Source organism: Methylobacterium sp. UNC300MFChir4.1 (genome assembly GCF_900110155.1).
In the GTDB taxonomy this organism is placed as follows: Bacteria; Pseudomonadota; Alphaproteobacteria; order Rhizobiales; family Beijerinckiaceae; genus Methylobacterium.
In genome coordinates this window covers 34,651-50,979 of the sequence record NZ_FOCS01000031.1, presented here as the reverse complement: position 1 = coordinate 50,979, position 16,329 = coordinate 34,651, and the positions used below count along the sequence as shown (strand labels likewise).

At 69.2% G+C, this 16,329-nt stretch carries 12 protein-coding genes and 1 riboswitch; all 12 genes read right to left on the bottom strand.

All coding sequences use genetic code 11. The annotated features are described in order from the left end of the window. On the bottom strand, window positions 1–689 hold a 689-nt coding region (locus BMY19_RS26930; protein WP_100252998.1), incomplete at its 3' end, for an ATP-binding cassette domain-containing protein. Then, complete coding sequence (locus BMY19_RS26925; protein ID WP_100253511.1) at window positions 686–1,468, bottom strand: ATP-binding cassette domain-containing protein; 783 nt, start codon at window positions 1,466–1,468, stop codon at window positions 686–688. The genes BMY19_RS26930 and BMY19_RS26925, both read right to left, overlap by 4 nt. Beyond that, window positions 1,465–2,316: a nickel ABC transporter permease subunit NikC gene (gene nikC / locus BMY19_RS26920; protein WP_100253510.1), complete on the bottom strand. Its 852-nt coding sequence runs from the start codon at window positions 2,314–2,316 to the stop codon at window positions 1,465–1,467. The genes BMY19_RS26925 and nikC overlap by 4 nt, the downstream gene beginning before the upstream one ends. Then, window positions 2,313–3,257 (bottom strand): nickel ABC transporter permease subunit NikB, encoded by a 945-nt coding sequence (gene nikB / locus BMY19_RS26915; protein WP_100253518.1) that lies wholly within the window; start codon window positions 3,255–3,257, stop codon window positions 2,313–2,315. Before nikB ends, nikC begins: the two co-directional genes overlap by 4 nt. 11 nt (window positions 3,258–3,268) lie before the next feature. Further along, window positions 3,269–4,843, bottom strand: a complete 1,575-nt coding sequence (nikA, locus tag BMY19_RS26910; protein WP_100253509.1) for a nickel ABC transporter substrate-binding protein — start codon at window positions 4,841–4,843, stop codon at window positions 3,269–3,271. Between the two features lie 283 nt (window positions 4,844–5,126). Continuing rightward, window positions 5,127–5,783 (bottom strand): class I SAM-dependent methyltransferase, encoded by a 657-nt coding sequence (locus tag BMY19_RS26905; protein ID WP_100253508.1) that lies wholly within the window; start codon window positions 5,781–5,783, stop codon window positions 5,127–5,129. 20 nt (window positions 5,784–5,803) lie between these two features. Further along, complete coding sequence (locus BMY19_RS26900) at window positions 5,804–6,568, bottom strand: ABC transporter ATP-binding protein (RefSeq protein ID WP_100253507.1); 765 nt, start codon at window positions 6,566–6,568, stop codon at window positions 5,804–5,806. Then, a complete protein-coding gene (locus tag BMY19_RS26895) occupies window positions 6,565–7,605 on the bottom strand; it encodes a FecCD family ABC transporter permease (RefSeq protein ID WP_100253506.1) in 1,041 nt (346 codons plus the stop codon). Before BMY19_RS26895 ends, BMY19_RS26900 begins: the two co-directional genes overlap by 4 nt. Continuing rightward, the gene (locus BMY19_RS26890) at window positions 7,602–8,672 is read right to left on the bottom strand and encodes an ABC transporter substrate-binding protein (protein WP_244535030.1); all 1,071 of its coding nucleotides are present in this window, start codon (window positions 8,670–8,672) and stop codon (window positions 7,602–7,604) included. Before BMY19_RS26890 ends, BMY19_RS26895 begins: the two co-directional genes overlap by 4 nt. 14 nt (window positions 8,673–8,686) lie before the next feature. Beyond that, window positions 8,687–10,888 carry a TonB-dependent siderophore receptor gene (locus BMY19_RS26885; protein WP_244535029.1) on the bottom strand — a complete coding sequence of 734 codons (2,202 nt, stop codon included), beginning with the start codon at window positions 10,886–10,888 and terminating at the stop codon, window positions 8,687–8,689. Between the two features lie 109 nt (window positions 10,889–10,997). Beyond that, window positions 10,998–11,207, bottom strand: a riboswitch (cobalamin riboswitch). Window positions 11,208–11,401: 194 nt separating this feature from the next. Next, the gene (locus tag BMY19_RS26880) at window positions 11,402–13,510 is read right to left on the bottom strand and encodes a TonB-dependent receptor family protein (RefSeq protein WP_100253504.1); all 2,109 of its coding nucleotides are present in this window, start codon (window positions 13,508–13,510) and stop codon (window positions 11,402–11,404) included. Window positions 13,511–13,951: 441 nt separating this feature from the next. After that, a complete protein-coding gene (locus BMY19_RS26870; protein WP_100253502.1) occupies window positions 13,952–16,288 on the bottom strand; it encodes a TonB-dependent receptor family protein in 2,337 nt (778 codons plus the stop codon). Between the last annotated feature and the right edge of the window lie 41 nt (window positions 16,289–16,329).

The following is a 16,329-nucleotide window of genomic DNA, read 5'->3' as shown; positions in this document are numbered from 1 at the left end:
ATCCGGCCGGCGTCGAGAACTACGACCCGATCCGCGAACCGGCGCGCCAGACGGATGTCATGCGTGACGAGCAGGAAGGCGGTTCCCTGTTCATGTCGCAGGACGGCGAGGCGGTCGAGGATCTCGATCTGTAGCGGCGCGTCCAGGTTCGAGACCGCCTCATCGAGCACGACGAGCGCAGGGCGGGTAGCCAGCGCCCTGGCGAGGCCGACGCGCTGCACCTGGCCGCCGGAGAGCTGGCTCGGGAGCCGCGCGATCACGGATGGGTCGAGACCGACGAGAGACAACAGCGCATGGACCCGTGCTCGCCTCTCCGTCGCCGAGAGGCCGGTCAGATGCCGCAACGGCTCCGCAATCGTGCGGCCTACCGTATGGCGCGGGTTCACCGCCGAGAGCGGGTCCTGAAGAACCATCTGGACCGCCGACCTGAATGCTCGCCGCCCCGCGTCGTCGAGCCTGGCTAGACCCATTCCGCGAAACCGCACGACACCGGCAGAGGGGCGTTCCAGGCCGAGGAGGAGGCGGGCCAGCGTGCTCTTGCCCGAACCGCTGCGTCCGATCAGGGCGACGCACTCGCCATCCTCGATGGCGAGGTCGACGTCTGCGAGGACGGGTCGTGGCGCGCCGCGGCGCCACCCGGTGCCCGCGTAGACTTTGCCGAGCCCATGGGCGGACAGGAGGGCCGTCACCGCGCGACCTCGTGAAGGGCTCGGTGAGCCGCGAGCAGCGCCCGCGTCTCCGGTCGGTCCGGCCGTGCGAAGACTGATGCCGTGCCGCCCGTCTCGACGATCCGCCCGTCCGCCATCACGGCCATGCGATCAGCGAGGCGGGCGACGACGCCCAGATCGTGCGTGACGATCAGGAGCCCGAGGCCTCTGTCGCGCACGAGGGCTGCCAGCAGGTCGAGGATGCGAGCCTGGGCGACGAGGTCGAGATCCGTCGTCGGCTCGTCGGCGACCAGGAAGGGAGCGCTCGCGAGCAGGGCGAGCGCGATCATAGCGCGCTGGAGCATGCCGCCGGACATCTGGAACGGGTAGAGGTCCGGCACCCGCGGATCGTCGCCGAGCCCGACGGCTGCCAACGCCTCGCGCATCGCCGCCCGGCTCTCGGTGCGCTGAAGTCCCACAGCCGCGCCGGTTTCACCCGCATGGTCACCTATCGTGCGCAGCGGGTTGAAGGCCGAGCGGGGAGCCTGGAGCACGGTGGCGACCGTCCGGCCGCGGAACTCAGCTGGCGCCACCGCCGTGCCGTCGAGGTGGACGCGACCGGCGACGCGCCGGGTCCCAGGCGGCAGCGTGTCGAGGAGCGCCGCGCAGGCCAGAGACTTGCCCGAGCCGCTCGTGCCGACGAGGGCCAGCACCTCGCCCGTGCGCAACTCGAACGACGCGTCCGCGACCAGCGGCACGGCCTCGGCTCCGCGCCGGGTCTCGACGCGCAGGTTCTCGGCCCGGAGCACCCGCGGGCTCATAGGCCACGCTCCGCAACGAGTGTCGGGTCGAGGCGGTCGCGCAGCGCGTCGCCGAGCTGGTTGAACGCAAGAACGGCGACGGCGATCGCGAGCCCCGGCCAGACGACCAGCAGGGGCCGTGTCCAGAAGAAGGCCCGGGCCTCGTTGATCATCACGCCCCATTCCGGGGTCGGGGGCTGCACGCCGAGGCCGAGGAAGGACAGGCCGGCGACGTGGAGCGCCATGTGGCCGACGTCCAGGGTGGCGAGCGCCGCGAGCGGCGGCAGGACCCCCGCCAGCACGTGCTCGACGAAGACCGCCACCGGCGATGCCCCCGCGATCCGGGCGGCCAGGACGTAGTCGCGCGTCTTGAGTTCGAGGACGAGACCTCGGACGATGCGGGCGTACCAAGCCCAGTGAGACAGCGCGATCGCCGCGATGACGTTGACGAGGCCGGTGCCGAACGCGCCGATCAGGAACAGCGCCAGCACGAAGGTCGGCACGGTGAGGAACACGTCGCACAGGCGCATGAGCACGGCGTCGGTCCGGCCGCCCAGCATCCCCGAGACGGCGCCGACCCCGAGGCCCAGCGCCACCACCAGGGCGAGGGCGGCCGCGACGGCGCCGAGCGTCGTCTGCGCACCGGCGATCAGCCGGGACAGGATGTCCCGTCCGAGATGGTCGGTGCCGAGGGGATGGAGGAGGCTCGACGATTCGAAGCGGGCCGTGAGGTTCACCGCCAGGGGGTCGTGCGGCGCGGCCAGCGGTCCGAGAAGCGCCAGCAGCAGGATCACGATGGCGAGTGCGCCGGGGACCGTGACCGATCCCAAGCCCGTGCGGGCCACCCGCATGGAAGCGTTCGGCCTCACGCCGTCGCCTCCCCAGCAAGGCGCATGCGTGGGTCGAGCCAGGCATAGGCGATGTCGACCGCGAGATTGCAGAGGACGAACACCGCGGTCATGACCAGGGTGAAGCACTGGATGACCGGGTAGTCGCGGTTGTAGATCGCCGAGACCGCGTAGCGGCCGACGCCCGGCCACGAGAAGATCGTCTCGACCACGAGCGCGCCGCCCAGGAGCTCGCCGACATGCATGCCGGTGGCGGTCACGACTGGCACCAGGGCGTTGCGGAAGATGTGTCGGCGTCGAACGGTTCGCTCGGGGAGCCCGCGCAGGCGCGCGTAGAGGACGTGGCGCGTCCCCGCGACCTCCAGCATGCTCGCGCGCAGCAGGCGCGCGTTGACCGAGAGGGACATCAGGCAGATCGCGAGCGCCGGCATGACGAGATGCGCGAGCGTGCCTCGGCCCATCGGGGGCAACCAGCCCAGGGTGACCGAGAAGAGGGCTACGAGGAGGAAGGCGATCCAGAAGTTCGGCAGCGAGACGCCGAGCACGGCGATCCCGCGCACGAGGCGATCCTGCCAGCCGCCGCGATGGGCGGCCGCCCAGGCGCCGAGCGGCAGGCTCACCGCGATGGTGACGGCGAGCGCGGTCCCGGCCAGTTCAAGGGTCGCGGGCAGGTAGCCGAGGAGTTCGGGCAGGACCGGCCGGCGCGTGACGTAGGAGAGGCCGAAATCTCCCCGCAGGGCGCGCCACAGCCAATCGAGGTATTGGACGACGGATGGCCGGTCGAGGCCGAGCAGGATGTGCGCGTCGGCGAGGGCGGCGTCGGTCGGCGGGATCTGCGAGAGGCGCAGGTAGTCGAGGGCCGGGTCGCCCTGGCCGAGCCGCAGCATCACGAACACGAGGATCGAGACGCCCAGCTGCATCGGCGGGATCAGCGCGAGGCGGGCGGCGATGAAGCGGAGCATCGGCTTGCCGTTCATCGGGCTGCCGGCCGCATCGCCGCGAAGGGGATCTCGTTGATCGTCGCGCCGAAGCCGACGCCCGTGATCGAGGAACGATGGACCTCGATGGCCACGGCGTGAGAGATCGGCAGGTAGATTGCGGCCTCGTGCAGGGTGGTCAGCAGCCTGGCATAGATCCGTTGGCGCTCGGTCTCGTCAGTCGTGGCGAGCACCTCCGCGATGGCCGCGTCGATGTCCGGCTTCTCCGGCAGCCCGACCTGCGTCTGGTAGTCTGCGTGCGACGGGGTGCGCATCGAACTGATGAAAGAGGCGGGATCGTAGGGCGGCCCCCAGGTCTCGCCGAAGATCAGGCCGAAGCGGCCGTCCTTCTGGCGGGCCAGGATCGAACTCTCCTCCTCGCCGATCAGCCGGACGTCGATGCCGACGCGGCCGAGATCGGCCTGGAGCACCTCGGCGATCGCGCGCTGCTGGGCGTTGGTCCCGACGAAATCGACCTCGACGGCGAGGCGGCGTCCGTCCTTCGCACGCACGCCGTCGCGCCCGAGCGTCCAGCCGGCCGCGTCGAGCATGCGGGAGGCCGCGTCCCGGTCGAAGCCGTAGCGCTTCAGTCCGACGTCGGCGTACGGCACGCGCGGCGCGAACAGGAAATCGGCCCGCGGCTCGATCCCGTCGAGGACCGTCCGGACCAGCGTGTCCTTGTCGACGGCGTGGTTGATGGCGAGACGGACCGCCCGATCATCGGTCGGGAAGCGCGCGGAGTTCATCGCCAGCACCCGGGTCGCCAGCGGCGGCGAGACCGCTGCGGCGAAGTTCGGAGCCATGTCCCGAAGGCGGACGAGGGCTTCCGAAGGAATCTGTCCGGCCGCGCCGTAGACGAGGTCGATCTCACCCGTCTGCAGGGCGATGACGCGGGTGTTGGGATCGGGGATGACCTTGACGACGAGCCGGTCGAAGATGGGTCTCGGGCCCCAGTAGCCCGGATTGCTCTCGAACGTGTCGGAGACGCCGAGCTGGGTGTCGACGAGCCGCCACGGCCCCGTGCCGGCCGGCGCCCCGATGCCGACGGCCGTCGTACCGCCGGGGCCCATGGCCCTCGGAGACAGGAACCGGAAGGGCCGCGGCAGGGAAAGTTCGAGCAGTGTCGGGTAGTGCGGCGCCTTCAGGACGAGGCGGAATGCCAGGGGCCCGACGATCTCGGTACGCTCGATCTGCTGGATGAGATCGAGCCACGCGTGCCGCGGGCGGTTGGCCAGGATCGCGTCGAAGTTCGCCTTGACCCCGGCCGCGTCGAAGGGCGTCCCATCGCTGAAGGTGATGCCGGGGCGCAGGGCGAAATCGTAGGTCCGCCCGTCCTCGGAGATGGTCCACGAGGTCGCGAGCCAGGGCTCGACCGTTCCGTCGCCCCGGTACTTCACCAGCGGTTCGTAGACGCTCGCCTGTGCGAACATCTGATTGGGTGCGTAGAGGTGCGGGTTCAGCGGTCCGACGTTCGAGGGCCACGAATAGGTCAGTTGCCCGGCGGCTGTCTGGGGCGGTCCGAGGGAGCTCGCCGTCATCGCGGCGACGGCGAGGGACGCCAACTTGAGCATGTACGAGTCACGGTAGGAGGATCGCTATGAAACGTCATACACGACCCTAGCTTGACCGTGAACTATTTCCGGGAGAGTGCCCGCTGTGTCCCGCCGGTGGAATGCCTCCTGGAAGGCTGCCCAGCACGCCCGACCGGCATTCTGCCGGATCGAGGTGGCGAGCGGCGGCCCGACCTGAAGGTACTATTCCTCTTCGGCTACCCAGAAAATGCCGCGGTGGGCAACGGCCACTTGGACCACGGCATTGTGGTGCTGACGAAGCTTTTCGTGCTGGCCGCCCATATCAGCTCGCGATGGCAGAGAGGACGAAGACGGGGACACCACCTGGGTAAGGCGGCGCTTGGAATAGATGCTGCCAAGCCATCACGGCGGTGAACCCGACTTCCGTTAAGAGCTCCCTCGCGTCCTCCTCGGTAAGCCCGGCATGGCATGGAAGGCGCCGTGCAAGCTCGGCGGTGTAGTCCGAGCGGTCCTCGGGCGCAGCCGACCACAGACCGTCGGAGACGACGACGCGGCCTCGCGGACGCAGGGTGCGTCGCGCGACCTCAAGCGCTTCGGCGGGCCGCTGCAACGTCCAGAGGACGTTCCGGACTGTGACGATGTCTGCGCTGGCAGGCTCCAGCGGCGCGTCCGCGATGAGGGCCTGGACGAACCGGACGTCGAGACCCGCCTGCCTCGCCGCCTCCCGCGCGACGCCCAGCATCCCCGCCGAGCCGTCATAGGCCCTTACCCGGTGACCCAGGGCAGCCGCTGCGAGCGCGCACGCCCCCGTGCCGGTCCCGAGGTCGACGACGTCCCTCGGCCCGTCCGCCGCGAATGCCTCGGCGAGGACCTCCTTCCAAAGGTCCGGGGTGCGGACATGCGAGGCCGCGCCGTTGAAGTGAGGGGCCCGGGCGTCCCAGTACGCGGTCACGCCCGCGGCGACCTCGGATGTGCTCATGCCGTGTGGCTCCTTGCCGTTCAGTCCGGACGGTACTCGATGTGGGGCCGACCGCTGTGCGCGGAGACGCGGACCTCGGCACGCACCCCGAACACATGCGCGATCATGTCGGGGGTCAGCACCGCCTCCGGCGTCCCCGAGCGGACCAGACGCCCTTCGTTCAGGACGGCGACCTCGTCGCAGAACAGGGCGGCCAGGTTCAGGTCGTGCAGGGCGACGATGCTGGTGACGCCGAGCCCTCGCACCAAGGCGAGCACGTCGAGCTGGTGGCGCACGTCGAGATGGTTGGTCGGCTCGTCCAGCACGAGCTCGCTCGGCTCCTGCGCGAGGGCGCGGGCGATCTGCGCGCGCTGGCGCTCGCCGCCCGATAGCGTCGCCCAGGGCTGGTCGCGACGCGCGTCCAACCCGACCCGCGCCAGGGCGCTCGCGACCGCCGCCTCGTCGGCCTCGGTCCAAGGGGCCAGGGCACCCCGGTGCGGCGTCCGCCCGAGGCGCACGACCTCCTCGACCGTCACCTGCGCCTGCGTTCCCGAATGTTGCTCGACCACGGCGACGCGTCGCGCGACGTCGCGTCGGGACAGGGCCTCGATGTTCGTGCCGCCGAGGGTCACGACGCCGCTCCCGACCTTCCGTAGGCCGCAGAGCAGGCGCAGCAGGCTCGACTTGCCAGAGCCGTTCGGCCCGACGAGCCCGAGCATCCGTCCCGGCGTCGCCTCCAGGCTCACGCCGTCGACGATGATCCGCCCGCCTGCCCCCCATCGCAGGTCCTGCGCCGCGAGCGTCATGCGGGCCGCCGCGCGCGAATTAGGATCAGGGCGAAGGCCGGAGCCCCGAACAAGGCCGTGACAACCCCGATGGGCACGACCTGCCGCGCGATCAGGACGCGGGACAGGATGTCGGCCAGCACTAGGAACAACGCCCCGGTCACGAGCGCCGCTGGCAGCAGGCGGCTGTGGCGCGGCCCGACGACCAGCCGGACGGCGTGCGGGACCAGGAGGCCGACGAAGCCGACCGCCCCCGCGATACTGACCATGACGGCGGTCATCGCGGCCGTCGTCCCGAACAGCACGAGGCGGACCCGGGACACCGACACGCCGAGCGCGGCGGCGGCGTCCTCGCCGAAGGTGAATGCGTCGAGAGTGCGGGCATGCGCGAGGCAGACCGCGAACCCGGCGAGCGTCACCGGTGCCGCCAGCCATACATCCGGCCAGCGCACCCCGCCCAGGCTGCCCAGGAGCCAGAACATCACGCCGCGCGCCTGCTCGGCGCTGGCAAAGGTGGTCACGACCGTGGCCGTCGCGGCGTTGAAGATCTGGGTTGCGGCCACGCCCGAGAGGATCACGCGCTCGCTGGTGCCGCCGGCACCCATGGCGAGAAGTGCGATCGTCACGAGAGCCAGGACGGCTCCGAGCAGCGCGCCACCCGAGATCCCGACCGCCGCACCGCCGAGCCCGAGCACCATGACCGCGACGGCGCCAGTGGAGGAGCCCGCCGAGATCCCCAGCAGGTAAGGTTCGGCAAGCGGGTTGCGGAGGAGCGCCTGAAGGATAACGCCGCAGACCGCGAGCGCGGCGCCGCAGCAGGCGGCGAACAGGGCGCGGCTCAGTCGGTAGTCGACAAGCACGCCCTGCTGGATCGGGTTCACCGCGTAGCCGAGGCCGAACAGCGCATTGCCGAGCGCCTGCAGCGTGACCGGAAGCGGAATACGCATCTCGCCGACCGTCATGGCGAGCGCGACGGCGAGACAGAGGAGTGCCAACGACGCGAGGGCCGTGGCCACCCAGGGCAGCCACCTGGAGTCCGGGAGCGCGGCTCCCCTCATCGAGCGAGCCCAAGCGCCTTGAGGTCGTCGGCCAGCGCACCGATGCCGTCGATGGTCCCGAGCCCTGGCCGTGTCGCCGCGACATCCATGACGATGATGCGCTTCTCGCGCACGGCGGTGAGCCGGCTGGCGACCGGGTCGGTCCGCAGGAAATCGAGCTTTGCCGCGACGTCGTCGGCCGGGAACAGGCGCCGGTCCATTCGCACCAGCACGATCACGGCGGGGTCGGCGGCCGCGATGCTCTCCCAGCCGACCAGGGGCCACTCCTCGTCCGTGGTGATCACGTTGCGGGCCCCGAGCTTATCAAGGAGGTAGGCCGGCACGCCCTTGGCGCCGGCCACGAAAGCGTCGCCCTTCACGTCCCGGCTGGAGAACCAGACCACGACGGGCAAGTCGCGCGCCGGGCGCCCGGCCATGGATGCGACCGCAGCGTCCTCACGTGCCATCAGGTCGGTGACCAGCGCCTCCGCCCGGGACGACACGTCCAAGAGCTGCCCAAGCTCGCGGATGTTGCGGTAAACGAGCTCCATGGCGAAAGGCCGCGTGCGCACGCCGTCGCCCGGCGCCGAGTTGTCCTTGCCGACGCAATCGGCCGGGGAGACGTAGACGGGTACGCCCAGGTCGCCGAACTGCTCGCGTCGGGCGACCGCCCCGTGCGGGCCGATGTGCCAGGCGAACGTCGCGGTCACGAGGTCCGGTGCTTCGCCAAGCACGGCTTCGAAGCTCGGCGAGTTGTCCGCCAGCCGCTTCACCCCGGCGTTCATCGCCTCGTAGGGCTTGGCCACGGGGCCGAACCACACGGCTGTTCCGACGACGCGGTCCGCGAGCCCCAGGGCGTACAGGATCTCGGTCTGTGTCTGGCCGACCGATACCACGCGTCGGGGCGCCGCCTTCACCGTCGTGGTCGCTCCGCAGTTCTCAAGAGTCAGCGGGTAGCGCGTCGGCTCGGCTCGGACCGCGCCGCCGGACGTCAAGAACAGGACCACCGCGAGGCAAATCGGGTCGGCCCGGCGCAGAGATGTCGATGCACTTCGGCTCATGAGAGCGTCCGCCTCAGGTTTTGCCATCGTCACTCCCTCGCTCAGAACCGCACCAGCATGGAGCCGGTGATGCGGCGGGGCGAGCCGGTGTCGACGCGGAACTGGCTGACGGAGCCGACATAGTAGGCGGTGTCGAAGACGTTCTCCACGTTCAGGCCGAAGCGGAAGTTCTCGTACTTGTAGTAGGCCAGTGCGTCCGCCACGACGTAGGGCAGCAGCTTGAACCCGGAATTGGCCGCGTCCCCGGCGCGCTCGCCGGCCGCGCGCACGCCACCGCCGATGCCTAGGCCCCGCAAGGGGCCGCTCTGGACCTCGTAGACGGCGAGCATGGTGCCGCTGTGCTCCGGGATATTGAGCAGCGGTGCGCCCACTGGGAGCACGTTGTCCTTGGTGATGAAAGCGTCGGTGAAGGTGTAGCCGCCGATCACGCGCAGCTCCGGCGTGAGCTGGCCTGCGGCGGTGAACTCGAAGCCCTGGCTGCGCACACCACCCACGGCGATCTGGAAGCCGCTGTTGCTGGGGTCGGCAGTGAGCACGTTCTGACGGTCGATGCGGAAGGCCGCGGCCGTCAGGAGGAGCGAGCCACCGTAGAGCTCGACTTTGGCGCCTGCCTCGTACCCGAGGCCGGTCTCCGGCTCGAAGGGCCGCGACTGCGCGCCGAGCCCGGCGTCCGTGCCTATGTTCGGCCGGAAGCTGGTGCTGACGTTGGCGTAGAGCGCGAGCTCGGGAATGGGCTGGTAGACGAGCCCCGCCCGCGGCGAGGCGGCCGCCCGCGTCTGCTCGGCGCTGTTTCCGCCGACGCGCTGCTTGTAGAAGCGCTCGAACAGGTCGAAGCGCACGCCGGCCAGCGCCTTCCACTGTGGGGAGAGGTCGATCAGGTCCTGGGCGTAGAAGCCGGTGTCGGTCACGCTCTCCAGGGTATTGGAGGCGCGCGTCAGCGGCGGCAGGGGCTGGCCGTAGCGCGGGTTGTAGATGTCGATCGCGTACGGGAACGTGTTGAAGTTCGAGCGCAGGTAGAGCTGTCGGTTGTCGAAATCCTCGCGGTCGAAGCCGAGCAGCAGGGTGTGGCCGATGTCGCCGGTTCGGAAGCGACCGACAAGCTCGGCCTGACCGATGGCCGAGTCGTAGCTGTAGTCGCGATAGTTGCGGTCGCGGATGACTGTGCGGTTGTCGGCTCGAAGACCACGCCCCTCGGCGCTCTCGCCGTTGAGGGTGCCGGTGTTGAACTGGGCGGCGAGCCGCATCTGCCAGTCCGCGTCGAAGCGGTGGTCGAGGCGGACCTGCAGCACCTCGTCCGACTGACGGGACACCTGCCCGGGCTCGCCGAGAAAGCGGCTGATCGGCACGAACCCGAGCTGCTTGTTCACGGCGACAACGCCCCGGTCGACAACGACGTTGTTGCGGGTGATGGCAGACTCGACCGTGAGCTTGGTGTCGGGTGTGATCTGCCAGCTGAGGACGGGCGCGATGAACAGCCGGTCGTCGCCGACGAAATCGCGATAGCTGTTCTGGGCGCCCCCGGCAAAATTGAAGCGGTAGAGCAGCGTCCCCTCGTCGTTGAGGGCGCCGCCGGAGTCTATGGTGCCCCGGAACTGCTCGAACGAACCCCAAAGACCACCCATCTCGACGAAGCGGGTCGCGGTGGGCTGCTTGGTGATGATGTTGACGAGCCCGCCCGGGTCGCTGCGCCCGAACAGCGCGCCACCGGCCCCCTTGAGCACCTCGATGCGCTCGATGTTCTGGGTGTCGATGAGCGGAGGCGGGCCGCCGCGGTTGGCCGCGAGCCCATTGCGGTAGATCTCGGCCGTGGTCACGCCGCGGATGGCGTAGGCGAAAGTGCCGAGGCCGCCGAAGTTGTTCGTCTGCGTGAGGCCGGGCACGTAGTCGAAGGCGCGGTCGACGCGGGTGGCGTTGACGTCGGTGATGAGTTCACGCGGGATGACCGTCACCACCTGCGGAACGTCGAGCTGGCGGGTATTCGTCTTGGTGGCGCTCACGGCTCTGTCGGACCTGAAGCCCGGCGTCGGTCCGATCAGGCTGATCGCGTCGACCGAGCGGCCAAGGAGGTCCGGCTGGATCGGACCGCCCGCGCTCGCCTCGACCGAGAGCGCGTCGAGGGCGACCCTGGCCTCTTGGGCCTGCGCCGCACCGGTCGACAGGCCGGCAGCGAGGACCGTGCCTCGGCACAGCGTACGCGCCAAGCATCGGCCCAGCGAGGGAAACGAGGGTAGTTCGAAGACCATCAGGCGAGCCCCACCGCTTGCCGGGGCCGCGTGTCGATGGAGAGCGCGTGCGCGACGAGGGGCGAGAGGGCCCATGTCGATCAGCAGCCCACCGGACACCCCGCCCGCGAGACGAAAACCACGCCAAGGCAGGTCTCCTGGCTCACGGGTCATCACCTCTGCCTGACCTTCCCAGTGCGAGGCACCAGTGGTCGTTCTAGGCAGCGGCTCGCCGCTCACAGTTGCGGGGGCAGCTTCGGTCTCGCCCTCACGGGCCTCACCGAATTCCCTCTTAGCTCACGGTCACGAAACCGTGAGAACCTTGACAATTCAACCCGCACCTTCCCGTGCCCGAAGTCAATGGACAAGGCGAATATCGGTCAGGAGGACGGACGGCCTTCCAGCTTGTCCGCTCCTGTGTAGCGACTTGGCCACAGCCCTTCTGAGTCCGCCTGATGGATGTCAGTCGCCGGCGGACCTCGCTCAGGCGGCTGACGTAGCCCGAACTCGGACTGCGAGCGGTATCCCCCACCGTCACCACCTGTATCGCAGGCCGCCATAGATTGCCCGGCCTATGCCAGGGTTGAAGATCTCGGAGCTTGCATTAGCCACGCCGGCGATGGCCACGCTTGAGATGTAGCGCTTGTCTAGGAGGTTGCGTGCCTCAAGGTAGCCTGACCAAGCCGAGCCCTGATCGAAGCCGATCCTGAGGTTCAAGAGCGCGTAGGCGGGCACCGTCAGGCTGTTGGCGTTGTCGGCGAAGTAGGCCTGCGGCGACCACTCCACGTTGGGCCCGGCGTAGAAGCCGCTCGGGTGCCGGTAGAGCACCTCGGCGCGCAGGTAATGGGTCGGCACGCCGGGCAGGCGGTTGTTGCCATACAGCGCGTCGCGAACGAAGAAGAAGTCGTTGTAGGTGTAGGCGGCGTTGAACCAGACACGGTCTTCAACCGTGACGAGCGACTTCAGGAACGCCACCCCGAGACCGGCCTCGACACCCTGGTGAACGGTGCGGTCCGCGTTCACGATGCTGCAGGGGCTGAAGATTGACGTCGTTAGGCACTGCAGTTCGTTCCGGATCTCCGAGCGGTAGAGCGAGATGTCCCAGGTGAGGTCTGGCCGAGCCCCACGCGTACCGATCTCGTAGGTGGTCGCGGTCTGAGCACGCAGGTTCGAGGTTGCGAAGGTTGCGAAGGAATTCGCGTCGAAGGTCGGCGCTTCGGCGCTGCCCGAGACGTTGCCATAGACCTGCCACGTGGGGTCGACGTCCCAGAGCACGCCGAACTTCGGCTTCGCGATGTCGTAGGTGGAGCGGCCCGACTGGTCGCCGTCGCTCAGGAAGCGGTCTTTCCGGTCACGGACGGCGTGCAGGAAGAAGCCGCCTCCGACGAGGGCGATGTTCGGCAGGACGAAGAACGAGTTCTCGGCATAAGCCGATATATTCTCCGAACGGTCGAGGGTCGAGAAGGTCAGGGGCCCCTTCACGGCGCCGTTCAGGTTGACGAACTGCCTGTAGTCGATGGTGCCGTTGTCGACGTTCACGCCCACGACCAAGCGGTTGCGAAAGCCGCCGATGATCCTGTCGTCGGTCGCGCGGACGAAGCCGCCATAGTCCTGCACCGTGTAGTCGAGGTACTCGTAGATCGGGTGGTCGACGTGGCGCTGGACCGTGAAGACGCCGAAGTCCACGGTCGTCTCGTCGAAGCGCAGCGTGGTCTTGTTGGCGAGGCGCACCGAGTCGATGTTGCGCTGCTGGTCCTGCAGGACCCACACCGGGTTCGCGGCACGCGGGTTCGTCAGCGCGGATTGCCGGGTCACCTCGCCGGGGATGCGCTGGTTGATGGTGTTGGCGTTGACGTAGAAGCGCGTCTCGGCATCCGGCGAGAACCGGTAGCCGAAGTTGGCGTTGCCCCGAACCGAATTTCCGTCGCTGTGCTCGCGGAAGCCGTCGAAGCGGTCGCCGGACAGCGTGAGGAAGTAGTCGAATGGGCCCGACACCCCTCCGGTGGCGGCCTGCCCCTTCAGGTATCCGAAACTGCCGGTATCGATGCGGGCCTCGAAGGGGAACACGTCGCGGCCAGTCGGCGTGACCAGGTTGATCGCGCCGCCGAGCGCATTCGCGCCGAACCGCAGCGCGTTGGCGCCCCTGAAGACCTCGACGTAGCGGTAGGCGGTCGGGTCGATCTCGAAGAAGTCGACGAGGCCATCGGAGGTGTTGATCGGGATGCCGTCCTGGAAAACGTTGATGCCGCGGTTGCCGTAGTTGCGGGAGAGGCCCGAGCCACGGATGGACAGCCGGGCGTCCGAGCCGAACCTCGGCTGCACGATCACGCCGGGCACGAAGTCGAGCACGTCCTTGAGCGTCTGGGCCGGCCTGTTCTTGAAGTAGGTGTCCGGGACAAGGGCGACCCCGCCCGGCGTGCGCTGGAGTTCCGCGCGCGCCTGCTCGATGGTCGGGACAGTCAGGCTCGCCGCCTGGGCGGCCGGTGGAAGCTGCGTTTCGGCCAGCGGCCCGGCGGCGCCGGAGACGCTGAGTTCGGAAAGGGTGACGGACTGCGTCGCGGCGGTCTGGGCGAAGACCGATGTGGTGGCGAGCAGCGTCAACAGTAGGGCGGCGTACAGCTCGACCCGGGGAATTCGGTACATGACAAGAGGTCCGTGGCCTAGAGGATCGGGGTGATGCGACCGATCAGGCTACGGGTGGCGCGCGTGCGCTGGCCCTTGCTCCCGGGGGCCCGCGCGGACAGACGAGGACCTCCGGACGCCAGGTCAGGGCAACGGCTTGGCGGAGAGGCCAAGCGACGGGAACAGCCTCCATGGACGGGACGGCCGCGGATCCCACCAGATGGCTGACGACGCAGCACTTCGAGTGCCCATGGTGCGAGAGGGGCGTCTTGGCGGGACCCTCGTCGATGGCTACGTCCGGCTGGCAAAGGACGTGGGCAGAGTCGGAAAGGGCCGTGAGGCCAGCGCCGCCGAGCACCGCCTGAAGCGCGAGCGCGTACAGAGCGACCACCGCGATAGCCGCGCGGAAGACACGCCGTCGCAGGGCCTGCATGGGTGCGGGCGCTGCGCTCCTCGGCGGCATCAGAACGCCAGCCGCATGCCGCCGACGAAGTTGCGCGGGGCTCCCGCGAACACCGAGCCGGTGGTGTTGGCCAGGACGCTCGCTCCGCTCTGCAGGCCGGAGGTCGCACTGATCGAGTTCGCGAGGTTCTGGGCCGAAGCGATGTAGGTCTTGTCGAAGACGTTCCGCGCCTCGAAGAACAGGTTCAGCCGTTTGGCGTAGCCGACCAGCTCCGTCGTGTAGTGGACGTTCAGGTTCACTATGGCGTAGCCGGGCGCCTTCAGCAGGTTGGCGTTGTCGATGAAGAAGTCGTCCTGGAACACCGTCTCGACATAGGCGCCCAGACCCGCCAACGGGCCTGTGGTCTGCTCGTAGCCCACGCGCGCGAGAAGCTGGTTCGCGGGCACGCCGGGGATGTGGTTGCCCGCGCGGTCGAACCGCCTGGTTAGGCTGCCGGCGCTGAGCTGCTCGACGTACTTGGTGTAGATCTGGTCGTCGAAGGTGTAGGCGGCGGTCGCCCGCCAGCCCGGCGCGAAGGCCCAGTCTGCCCCGACCTCGACGCCGCGATGCTCCGAGGCCGGTGCGTTGAAGGTGTAGCTCAGGAGGCCGGCACCGGGCGATTGCGTCACGAGCTCATTGCGGAAGAACTCGTAGAAGCCGGTGACGCTGAACCGGACGCCGGGTAGCGGCGTCCAGTCGGCTCCGAGGTCGAAGCCGAGGTTCTCCTGTGTCTGCAGTTGCCCGTTGTTACCGGGCACGCCGGCGGAGGTGACGGTGAGGTTCGAGGCCGAGGGCGTGGCGTAGCCGGTGGCGACCCGACCCCGGAACTGCCAGTCGGTGTTGGGCCGGTAGACCAGCGCGAGTTCGGGCGCGACGTTGAGGAAGGTGCGGTCGAGGTTGGCCAGGGTGGTCGTGAAGCCGCCGGCGGCCGGGAAGCCGTAAGTGATGTTGCGGCCGTTGATCGTGGTGTTCTCGGCACTGATTCCCGCCACCGCGGTCCACTGCTCCGAGAGCTGCACCTCGATCCGCGCGCGCCCGCCGAGATTGGCCTGCGTGGCCTCAAGATCGGCGGTCAACGCGCCGAGCCGCGGGCCGCCATAGGGCGCGCGATTGTAGGTCAGGCTGTGGCTGTCCAGGGTGTTGTAGGCGAGCGCCAGGTAACCGGTCGCCGGAAGGCCGAACAGGTCGCCGCGCCGGGTCAAGTCGGTGAGGAAGTTGAAGCCCGGGAAATCACCGCGTCCCGAACTCGTGTAGAAGGGCTGATTGATCTGCCGGTCGTCGAACACGAGCTGGGTGCGCCAGGTCGTGAAGGCGTCGAAGTCGTGCTCCCAACGTCCGCCCACGATGGTGCGCCGGTCGCCGCGAAAAAAGGCGCCCTCGTCCGCGGTGACGGGCACGGTGGCGCCGTTCCGGCCGTTCAGGAGCAGGTTGTAGGTCACGCAGCCGGGTGCGGCCGCAGCGGCCGTGGCGCAGCCCCGTTGGAAGGGGTTGAGCCGGAACTGGTTGAGCGAGCCGCGCCCCGGCAGGTCGGTGGCGACCTCGTTGTTGATGATCTTCAGCGTGAAGCGGTCGTCAGCGGTCGGCGCGTAGGTGCCCAGGAAGTTGATGGTCTGGGTGTCGAACGAGTTGTGGCTGAGGAAGCCGTTGCCGCGGGTGTCGCTGGTGAACAGGCTGTACTCGAATGGGCCGCTGACCCCGCCGAAGGTGGCGTAGTTGTTGAGGTAGCCGAAGCTGCCGGCATCGACCCCGTACTCGACGCCGTTGATCTCGGACCCGCGGCGGGTGACGAAATTCAGCGCCCCGCCCGTGGCGTAGTTGCCGAAGAACGGCGACTGCGGCCCGCGGAACACGTCGATGCGCGAGTAGGCCCGCGGGTCGACGAGGTCGAAACGCGAGGAGCCGTCCGCCTGCGTGACGGGAAAGCCATCCTCCAGAACTACGAAGTTGCGCGAGACGCCGGTGGCGCGGGCGTTGTTGCCGCGGATCGAGACGACGACGTCGCGAGGCCCGTTGCCCTGCCGCACGGTCACGCCAGGGCTGTTGCGCAGGATGTCCGCCACGGTCGTGGCGGCGCGGTTGTCGATGACGCCCTCGCGCCCGAGGCTGGTGACGACCTCGCCCACGGGCCTGTCGAGGGGTGTCGGGGCGGAGACCGGCGGCAGGCCGGGTCCGCTAGTGCCGGCCGACGCGGCCAGCACCCCGCCGCCGGCGCCATTCCCCTCCGAGGTGACCGAGAGCTCTTCCAGGGCCACGGTCGAACTGCCGCCTTGGGCCTGCGCGGCGGTGATGGCTAGCGGGCTCGCGGCCAGGAGCAGGCTGAGCGCGCGGGCTCGATGGCCAGGTCGGCGATGGGACATGACGGACACTCGTCGAGCGGCGGCAAGCGGATGCGACCGCT

Bases quoted from the DNA above. Each gene is read 5' to 3' on its own strand.
- BMY19_RS26925 (WP_100253511.1), bottom strand. From the start codon at position 1,468: ATGAGCCCGCGGGTGCTCCGGGCCGAGAACCTGCGCGTCGAGACCCGG.
- nikB (WP_100253518.1), bottom strand. From the start codon at position 3,257: ATGCTCCGCTTCATCGCCGCCCGCCTCGCGCTGATCCCGCCGATGCAG.
- nikA (WP_100253509.1), bottom strand. From the start codon at position 4,843: ATGCTCAAGTTGGCGTCCCTCGCCGTCGCCGCGATGACGGCGAGCTCC.
- BMY19_RS26905 (WP_100253508.1), bottom strand. From the start codon at position 5,783: ATGAGCACATCCGAGGTCGCCGCGGGCGTGACCGCGTACTGGGACGCC.
- BMY19_RS26900 (WP_100253507.1), bottom strand. From the start codon at position 6,568: ATGACGCTCGCGGCGCAGGACCTGCGATGGGGGGCAGGCGGGCGGATC.
- BMY19_RS26895 (WP_100253506.1), bottom strand. From the start codon at position 7,605: ATGAGGGGAGCCGCGCTCCCGGACTCCAGGTGGCTGCCCTGGGTGGCC.
- BMY19_RS26890 (WP_244535030.1), bottom strand. From the start codon at position 8,672: ATGGCAAAACCTGAGGCGGACGCTCTCATGAGCCGAAGTGCATCGACA.
- BMY19_RS26885 (WP_244535029.1), bottom strand. From the start codon at position 10,888: ATGGTCTTCGAACTACCCTCGTTTCCCTCGCTGGGCCGATGCTTGGCG.
- BMY19_RS26880 (WP_100253504.1), bottom strand. From the start codon at position 13,510: ATGTACCGAATTCCCCGGGTCGAGCTGTACGCCGCCCTACTGTTGACG.
- BMY19_RS26870 (WP_100253502.1), bottom strand. From the start codon at position 16,288: ATGTCCCATCGCCGACCTGGCCATCGAGCCCGCGCGCTCAGCCTGCTC.